The sequence below is a fragment of the Kitasatospora sp. NPDC034035 genome, from assembly GCF_055575755.1.
Window position 1 is genome coordinate 1 of the sequence record NZ_JBVISA010000086.1, and the last position, 7,975, is coordinate 7,975.

The 7,975-nt window shown below is 72.3% G+C and carries 8 protein-coding genes and 1 pseudogene; 5 read left to right on the forward strand and 4 right to left on the reverse strand.

Annotated features, from left to right (window positions below; translation table 11 throughout):
• Positions 1-177, forward strand: a pseudogene (locus tag ACZ52J_RS42510) (galactose-1-phosphate uridylyltransferase); the annotation flags it as partial.
• Positions 174-1,340 carry a galactokinase gene (galK, locus tag ACZ52J_RS42515; RefSeq protein WP_465626788.1) on the forward strand — a complete coding sequence of 389 codons (1,167 nt, stop codon included), beginning with the start codon at positions 174-176 and terminating at the stop codon, positions 1,338-1,340. The pseudogene ACZ52J_RS42510 and the gene galK, both read left to right, overlap by 4 nt.
• A 24-nt stretch (positions 1,341-1,364) precedes the next feature.
• Here galK and ACZ52J_RS42520 read toward each other — a convergent pair whose 3' ends face one another.
• From ACZ52J_RS42520 to ACZ52J_RS42535, 4 genes are all read right to left on the reverse strand, one after another.
• Positions 1,365-2,027 carry an NADPH-dependent F420 reductase gene (locus ACZ52J_RS42520; protein WP_465626789.1) on the reverse strand — a complete coding sequence of 221 codons (663 nt, stop codon included), beginning with the start codon at positions 2,025-2,027 and terminating at the stop codon, positions 1,365-1,367.
• Positions 2,028-2,204: 177 nt separating this feature from the next.
• Positions 2,205-3,428 (reverse strand): tetratricopeptide repeat protein, encoded by a 1,224-nt coding sequence (locus ACZ52J_RS42525; protein WP_465626794.1) that lies wholly within the window; start codon positions 3,426-3,428, stop codon positions 2,205-2,207.
• A gap of 30 nt (positions 3,429-3,458) precedes the next feature.
• The gene (locus tag ACZ52J_RS42530; protein ID WP_465626790.1) at positions 3,459-5,012 is read right to left on the reverse strand and encodes a tetratricopeptide repeat protein; all 1,554 of its coding nucleotides are present in this window, start codon (positions 5,010-5,012) and stop codon (positions 3,459-3,461) included.
• 88 nt (positions 5,013-5,100) lie between these two features.
• Complete coding sequence (locus tag ACZ52J_RS42535) at positions 5,101-5,721, reverse strand: L-threonylcarbamoyladenylate synthase (protein WP_465626791.1); 621 nt, start codon at positions 5,719-5,721, stop codon at positions 5,101-5,103.
• 140 nt (positions 5,722-5,861) lie between these two features.
• Between ACZ52J_RS42535 and ACZ52J_RS42540 the strand changes: the two genes are divergently transcribed.
• The 3 genes from ACZ52J_RS42540 to ACZ52J_RS42550 all read left to right on the forward strand — a co-directional run bounded on the left by ACZ52J_RS42540 (position 5,862) and on the right by ACZ52J_RS42550 (position 7,920).
• Positions 5,862-6,683, forward strand: a complete 822-nt coding sequence (locus ACZ52J_RS42540) for a cytochrome P450 family protein (RefSeq protein ID WP_465626792.1) — start codon at positions 5,862-5,864, stop codon at positions 6,681-6,683.
• A 110-nt stretch (positions 6,684-6,793) separates the two neighbouring features.
• The gene (locus ACZ52J_RS42545; protein ID WP_465626793.1) at positions 6,794-6,940 is read left to right on the forward strand and encodes a hypothetical protein; all 147 of its coding nucleotides are present in this window, start codon (positions 6,794-6,796) and stop codon (positions 6,938-6,940) included.
• Between the two features lie 344 nt (positions 6,941-7,284).
• A complete protein-coding gene (locus ACZ52J_RS42550; RefSeq protein WP_465626795.1) occupies positions 7,285-7,920 on the forward strand; it encodes an ATP-binding protein in 636 nt (211 codons plus the stop codon).
• Positions 7,921-7,975 lie beyond the last annotated feature (55 nt).

Here is a 7,975-nt window from a genome sequence, read left to right on the forward strand (position 1 = left end):
CACCAGGCCCCCGCCGGCCACCGGGACGAACTCGCCCTGCACCTGGAGCTCTTCACCATCCGGCGCACCGCCGACAAGCTCAAGTACCTGGCCGGCGTGGAATCCGGCATGGACGCCTTCGTCAACGACGTCACCCCCGAGGACGCGGCCCGCCGGCTGCGGGAGGTCGCCCCGTGAACACCTTCGCCCAGCCCGACACCTTCACCGAGCCCGACACCTTCACCGAGCTCTACGGCCGCCCCGCCGAAGGGGAGTGGGCCGCCCCCGGCCGGGTCAACCTGATCGGCGAACACACCGACTACAACCTCGGGTTCGTGCTGCCGATCGCCCTCCCGCAGACCGTCCGCGCCCAGGTGGCCCGCCGCGACGACGGACGGCTGCGGCTCTGGTCCGCCCAGGTCCGCGGGCCGGTCACCGTGCTGCGGCTCGCCGACCTCGCCCCCGGCGCGGTGCCCGGCTGGGCCGGCTACCCCGCCGGTGTGGTGTGGGCGCTGCGTGAGGCCGGGCACGAGATCGGCGGCGTGGACCTCCGGCTGGACAGCGACGTCCCCGGCGGCGCCGGACTCTCCTCCTCGGCGGCCCTGGAATGCGCCGTCGCCACCGCGTACAACGACCTGTACGGGCTGGGGCTTTCGGCTGCGGAACTGGCGGTGCTCGCACAGCGCGCCGAGAACGCGTTCGTCGGCGTGCCGTGCGGGATCATGGACCAGATGGCCTCGATGTGCTGCCGCCCGGGTGCCGCGCTGTTCCTGGACAGCCGGGACCTGTCGACGCGTCAGGTGCCCGTCGACCTCGCGGGCGCGGGCCTCGCCCTGCTGGTCCTCGACACCAGGGTCAAGCACGACCTCGGGGACGGCGCGTACGCCGCCCTGCGAGCCGGCTGCGAACGGGCCGCGAAACTGCTCGGGCTGCCCGCACTGCGCTCGCTGCAGCCCTCGGGGCTCGCTGCCGCCCTGGGTGAACTCCCGTCGGAACTGCGCCGGTTGGTGCGCCACGTGGTCACCGAGAACGCGCGGGTGGAGGCCGCCGTCGCCCACCTGGACGCCGGCGACCTCGCCGCGCTCGGCCCGATCCTCACCGCCGGCCACGCCTCGCTGCGCGACGACTACCGGGTCTCCTGCCCGGAGACCGACCTCGCCGTCGAGGCGGCCCTCGCCGCCGGCGCCCACGGCGCCCGGATGACCGGCGGCGGCTTCGGCGGCTCCGTCATCGCCCTGGTCGACGCGGCCGAGGCCCAGCGCGTCGCCGCCCGGGTGACCGCCGCCTTCCGCACCGCCGGGTACGCCGAGCCGCGCACCCTCACCGCCGTCCCGGCCGAGGGGGCGCGCCGGCTCGCCTGACCCCTACTACGCCCGGTGGGCCTGCTACGCCCGGTGGGCCGCCGGGCGCTCGCGGGGCGCCTCCGCGAGCGCCCGGGTCACGGCCTCGACCCCGCCGCGCAGCCCGTACACCGGCGTGGCCGGCTGCTGGCGCCAGGAATCGTCGATGCCGCCCGCGTCCACCGAGTCGAAGCCCAGCTCGTCGACCAGCGCCCGGACGACCCGCTTGGCCGCCTCGTCGTCCCCCGCGACCGGCACGGCGATCCGCTCCGGGTCGCCCGCCGGAAGCGGCCGCTCCAGCAGGTCCTGCGCGTACGTGCCGTTGAACACCTTCACCACCGGGTGCCCGAGGTGCTGCTCCGTCCACCGGCTCTCGGTGAGCCCGTCGTCCTCGATCGCGTCGATCCGGCCGTCGCGCTCCTTCGGGTAGTAGTTGCCGGTGTCGATCACCGCCACACCCTCGGCCGCCCCGTCGAACAGCCCGGCGGGCAGGTCCGGCACGTTCTTCAGCGGCACGGTCACGACCACGACCTGCGCACCCCGCGCCGCCTCGGCCACCGTCACCGCCTTCGCGCCGGTCTCCTCGACCAGCGCCTTCAGCGTCTCCGGGCCGCGCGAGTTCGCCACCGAGACCTCGTGCCCCAGCGCGGCCAGCCGCCGGGTCAGGTTGCCGCCGATGTTGCCCGCACCGATGATGCCGATCTTCATGGGAAACCCCTCGTCTGCGAGTGCCGCAATTGGCTCGTCGCCCTGCCCCAACCCCACGGTGACCGCGGCGATTCCCCACCCGGGCGCCGGCCACCCGCACCGCCGACCCGGACACCCCGTCCGACGACGCCCTGCGGCTGCTGCTCTCCTCGGCCGCCTCGCGCCGAAGCCGCGTGCTCAGCGGCGCTTCCGCTTGCCGTGGGCGGCGGCCGGTGGCACGGGTTCGGGGTCGTTCAGCAAGCGCGACACCGTCCCCCGGAAGGCGGCGGTGGCCGGGTGGTCGGGCCCGAGGACGCGCTCGTGGTCGGTCAGTGTCGCCCGCAGCAGCCACCGCGACTGCGCCCGCCGCCCGGTGTACCAGTAGAGGGTGGCGAGGCCGGCCCGTGCGAGGAGGAGGTGCGGGTGGTCGCGGCCGAGGAGACGCTCGGTCTTCCTGTCGACGTGTTCCAGCACCGTGATCGCGTCCTGGAGGCGTCCGAGGCCGTGGTAGCCGGTGGCGAGGTTGAGCCGGGTGATCAGGGTGTTCGGGTGGTGCGGGCCCAGCACGCGCACGCGGTCGGCCAGGAGCCGCTCCTCGATGGCGACGGCATCGTGGTCGCGTCCCGCGATCCGGTAGCAGTTGGCGAGGTTGCCGAGAGTGCTGAGGGTGGCCGGGTGGTCGCCGCCGAGGAGGCGCTCCTGGTCGGCGAGCACGCGCTCGTGGAGGTCCGTGGCCGCCTCGACGCGTCCTGCGTACAGGTAGCCGTTCGCGAGGTTCGACCGGGTGACGAGGGTCGCGGGGTGCTCGGGGCCGAGCAGGCGTTCGCGGTCGGCGAGGACGCGCTTGTTGAGGCCGATGCCCTCGCGGATGCGGTCCGCCTCCAGATAGGCCTCGCCGAGTTCGGCGCAGATCCGGACGGTCTGGAGGTGGCCGGGACCGAGGACGCGTTCGGCGTCGGCCCGAGTGCGCTCCAGCAGGGTGACGGCCTCCGCGACGCGTCCCGCCGGCCGGTAGGAGGCGGCGAGGATCGTCCGGGCCGTGAGGGTCTGCGGGTGGTCGCTGCCGAGGGCGCGCTCGGTGTCGGCCAGGACCTGCTCCTTGATGCGGACCGCGTCACTGAGGCGTCCGGCCTGTGCGTAGGAGACGGCCAGGTCGGCATGGGTGAGGAGGGTTTCGGGGTGGCCGGGGCCGAGTAGGCGTCCGCGGCCGGCGAGGACGCTCTCGCGCAGCCGGATGGCCTCCTCGGTGCGGCCGGCCTCGTGGTAGGCGCCCGCGAGGTTGGAGCGGGTGGTGAGGGCCTTGCGGCTGTCGGCCCCGAAGAGGCGCTCGGTGTCGGCGAGCACCCCCTCGAGCAGGGTGATGGCCTCCTCGGTGCGTCCCACCTGCGCGTAGTCGACGGCGAGGTTGGCCCGGTACTGCAGGGTGGCCGGGTGGTCGGCACCGAGGACGCGCTAGGAGTCGGCGACGATCCGCTCCAGGAGGTGCAGGGCCTCGAGGTAGCGTCCTTCGGCGTGGTAGCCGACTCCGAGGTTGTTGCGGGCGGCGAGGGTGTCGGAGTGTTCGGTGCCGAGGACGCGTTCACAGGAGGAGACGAGCCGGGTCCAGTGCCGGATGGCGGGCGTGTGGAGCCCCGCCGCGATCAGGCTGAGGCCGATGACGTGCAGCAGGGAGTGGGCCCCGTCGGCCGGTTCCATCAGCTCGTCCCCCGCGTACTCGGCCAGGGTGGCGCCATTGCTGCGGAGCACGGCCGCGAGTTCCCGATCGGTGTGGTCCTCCTCGGGCCACAGCTCGACCAGGGCGTCGGCGGCCGCCCGGTGCGGACGCTCGTCCTCGGGCGTGGCGTCGCGCGCGGCCCGGGAGGTGAGCGCGTGGACGCTCACCTCCCGGTGCGGGGCCTCGCTGAGGGTGAGCAGGTTGTAGGCGTGCAGGACGGCGAGCGCGTCCCGGGCGTCGTCCGCTTCGATCCGCGTGCCGGCCGCGTCGCCGAGGTGGTCCAGCACCGGCTGCGTCGCCCACAGGTCCTGCGGGTGGCCCGCCGGGTCGAGCAGGGCGGCGAGCCGCAGGGCAGGGAGGGCGAGCCCGACCGGCTCCTCCTGCTGGGCGGCGTCCACCGACAGCAGCAGCGCCGCCGTCACCGGGCCCCGGTAGCCGTCGGCGCCGGACCGGGACGGCAGGACCTGGTCCAGGGTGCGGCTGCGGTTACGGAACAGCTGGAGGTAACGGCCGCTGCTGCGCTGCTTGTTGACCATGTAGGCGGCGGCGTGGGCGAGTGCCAGCGGGAGGTGGCCGAGGGCGGCGGCGAGTTCGGCGGCGTGCTCGTCGAGGAAGTGGGCGCAGCCGGCGCGGTCCATCCGCTCCCGCAGGTAGGCGACGGACTCGGCGGGGGAGTAGGTGCCGATGTCGACCAGGGCCCGGTCGCTGCCGGTGGTGGCGGCGCCCCGGTGCCGGGTGGTGGCGATGACCCGCCCGTGCCCGCCCCGGGAGGTGGTCGGCCACAGGACGTCGGGGGTCGCCTCGGTGGTGTTGTCGAGGACGATCAGCCACCGGCGATCGGTGGTCGCCAGCCACTCCAGGAAGCGCTCCGCATCCTGTTCGGCCTCACCGGTCGTTCCCGCGACCCGGACCGCCGCAGCGGCCCTCGCGTAGACGTCCGTCACGGTGGCGGGTTCGGTCGCATCGGCCCACAGCACCAGGTCCGTCCGGGCGTCGACGGCCGCGCGCGCGTAGTCGGCGGCGAGCTGGGACTTCCCGACGCCGCCACCGCCCGCCAGCACCTGGCTGAGCACGACCGTCCCGTGCTGCCCCCGGGCCTCGTCGATGGCCTGCCGCAGCTCCTCCCGAGCCTGGAAGGCACTCGCCTTCGGCGGGATCCGGCCGATCACCATCGGCCACCGCACCTCGACGGCCGGCGCCGCGTACTGGTGGACCGTCAGCTCGCCCGCCTGGAAGGCGTTGCCGTTGACCGTGCCGCCGTCGATGCCGTTCCTGACCTGCCAGCCCTGCACCCGCTCGCCCCCGCCGCCCGGTGTGTCGAATGGCCTCCATTCTCACCGATCCGTAATGCGGTCGGGGCTCCGCGGTGTGCCGGGGCCGTCACTCGAAGCGCGTGGGGTCACCGGCTCCCCGCCGGGTGATCTCCGGTTCGCCGCCGGAGAAGTCGACGACGGTCGTCGGTTCCGTGCCGCAGTCGCCCGAATCCACCACGGCGTCCAGCACGTGGTCGAGGCGCTCCTTGATCTCCCACCCCTGGGTCATCGGTTCGTCGTCGCCGGGGAGGACCAGGGTGCTGGAGAGCAGGGGCTCTCCGAGCTCGGCGAGCAGCGCCCTGGTGACGGTGTGGTCGGGGATCCTGACGCCCACCGTCTTCTTCTTCGGGTGCATCAGGCGGCGGGGGACCTCCTTGGTGGCAGGGAGGATGAAGGTGTAGCTGCCCGGCGTCGCGGCCTTGATGGCGCGGAAGACGTTGTTGTCGAGTTGGACGAACTGCCCGAGCTGCGCGAAGTCCACGCACATCAGCGTGAAGTGGTGGCGCTCGTCGAGCCGCCGGATCGACCGGATCCGTTCGAGGCCCTCGCGGTTGTCCAGTTGGCAGCCCAGGGCGAAACAGGAGTCGGTCGGGTACGCGATGAGTGACCCGGACCGGAGACTGGCGGCCACGGTGCTGATGGTGCGCGGCTGGGGAGACTCTGGATGCACGTCGAAGTACTTCGCCATTGGCCGACCCTACGGGATTCCGGCGACCGATGGGCGCAACCGCGACATTCCGCTCCGCGAGCGCCCGTGAAAGGCGGGGGCGCGGGCGAATCGGGCCGGACGCTGGTCGGCCGCCGGGTGGTGGCGTACGGTCGGTCGGCATGGGCTTCGACCAGGCGCGGGTGAACCGGATCTTCCTTCCCGAGACCTACGCCGACGGCGTGCCGTACGACCTGTTCCGCGAGTTGCGGGCGGAGGCGCCGGTCTGCTGGGTGGAGGAGCCGGCGGTGGGGGACTGGCCGGGCGGGAGCGGCTACTGGGCGGTGCTGCGGCACGCGGACGTGAAGCACGTGCTGCGCAGTCCCGAGCTGTTCTCCTCCCACCTGGGCGCGACCCAGATCCGCGACCCCGACACCCCGGCCGACCTGGAGTTCGCCCGGGCGATGATGCTCAACCAGGACCCGCCCGACCACTCCCGGCTGCGCCGGGCCGTCGCTGCGGCGTTCACCCCGCGGGCGCTGCGCGAGCTGACCGCCGCCATCGAGCGGCGCGCAGCCGAACTCGTGGCGGCGATGCGCCCGTTGGGTCGGGTCGACTTCGTGCCGGTGGCCGCCGAGCTGCCCGTGTGGACGCTGGCCCGGATCCTGGGGGTGCCGGAGCAGGACCAGCAGCTGCTGGTCGATTGGTCGAATCGGGTGATCGGTTACCAGGATCCCGACTACGCCCGGTCCAGCACCGCCGACCCGTCCCGCCTGACCGAGCTGGGTCGGGCCGCGCTCGCCCACCGCCCCACGGCCCCGACCACCTCGGACGGCCGCCCGGTCAACCCGCGTTCGCGTGCGGCCCTCGCCGACATGTTCCGGTACGCGCACGGTCTCGCCGATCGGCCCCCACCGGGCAGCATTGTCGCCCGCCTGCGGGAAGCCGGACTGAGTGCCGCCGAATTCGAAACGATGTTCTTTCTGTTCGGGGTAGTCAAGTGAACACCCGAACATGTTTCGGACTTCGCTTCTAAATAACGGAGTTGACCCGTGGCTTCGTTCGTGATCGGCAGTGGCTGACCAGTCGTAGTGGCGAGGCCTAACGTAGGCGCATGACGACAAAGGACGTCGTCCACCGTCGCCAGGACCTGAGCGAGTACTGGTACGGCCGCCCTGAGTGGCGCAACAAGTGCGCCATCGAGATCTTCCCCTTCCGCAGTTCCACCGATTCGATGGCGCGGGCGGGCGCGGCCCCCTGATCCGGGATGCAGTCGACGAGGAGATTCGGAAAATCGTTGAGCAGTCCGACAGCTACTTCATTTGAGAGATGCGCTTCGATTTCGCGAAGTCGATCCGGCCCGCTGGGGTGGACTCGATGGGACCATCGCGTGGCGCTCCTCGCCACGCGAGCACTAGCATCCGCCACTGACACGCAGTGTTCCTCCTCGAACGAATCCGGCCGAGTTCACCACCGTCTGTCGTCCCCGCCCTGCCTGGGCCCAGGCTCCCAGATCGCGTATGGCTGCGGATGGCTCGTTCCGTGAACCGTCAGACACGTGGCTGAATTTGGATGGCCGCGGCTCAAGGTCTCGGTCCTGTGCGGATGCTGTCCGTACACCAGCACAGGGCAGAGGGGATCAGCGTGGTCATCGGTGGGAGCGACGAGCTGGCTGCGGCTGTACGAGCGTTGTTGACCGACGCGGAGGTCGATCCGGGTGTCGAGGCGCGGACGCCCGACGAGGCCGCCCGAGCCGTCAGCCTGTTCAACGAGGGCCTTCGCGAGGGCCCGGGTGTCCTACGGCAGGTGGCGGAGCGTGCGCAGCTGGGTGCCGAGACGATCTCCTCAGACCGTCTGCAGGTGCTCTCTGAGATGGTACAGAATGCCGATGATGCCGGAGCCCGCGAAGTTCGCCTCCACTGGCGGCCGACCGAACTCCTGGTCGGTCACAATGGCAGTGGCCTGCGACTGGCCGACATCCTGCGCCTCGGACTGCCGTGGCTCAGCGGCAAGAGCCTGGACGCCGACGCCACTGGCCGCTTCGGCATTGGCCTCGCGACGCTCCGACTCCTCTCGACCTCCTGGGAGGTGCACGGGCACCCGTACCACGTCCGGTTCGCCGATGTCACCCTTGCCCCGGCTAACCCCCCACGGCTGCCGCCGGACCTTTCGGACCCTGAGTGGACGGTCTTCCGCATCCCACTTAGGGCGTCCGCCAGTAGGTGCCGAGCTAATCGGTAGTAGCAGGGCAGGCACGGTTCGCCCGATCATGGAGTTCTCTACGCTTCATGATCAC

What these genes read in the sequence shown, in the direction of transcription:
- ACZ52J_RS42540 (WP_465626792.1), top strand. Translation starts at nt 5,862, where the DNA reads ATGGGCTTCGACCAGGCGCGGGTGAACCGGATCTTCCTTCCCGAGACC.
- ACZ52J_RS42535 (WP_465626791.1), bottom strand. Translation starts at nt 5,721, where the DNA reads ATGGCGAAGTACTTCGACGTGCATCCAGAGTCTCCCCAGCCGCGCACC.
- ACZ52J_RS42520 (WP_465626789.1), bottom strand. Translation starts at nt 2,027, where the DNA reads ATGAAGATCGGCATCATCGGTGCGGGCAACATCGGCGGCAACCTGACC.
- ACZ52J_RS42550 (WP_465626795.1), top strand. Translation starts at nt 7,285, where the DNA reads ATGCTGTCCGTACACCAGCACAGGGCAGAGGGGATCAGCGTGGTCATC.
- ACZ52J_RS42545 (WP_465626793.1), top strand. Translation starts at nt 6,794, where the DNA reads ATGACGACAAAGGACGTCGTCCACCGTCGCCAGGACCTGAGCGAGTAC.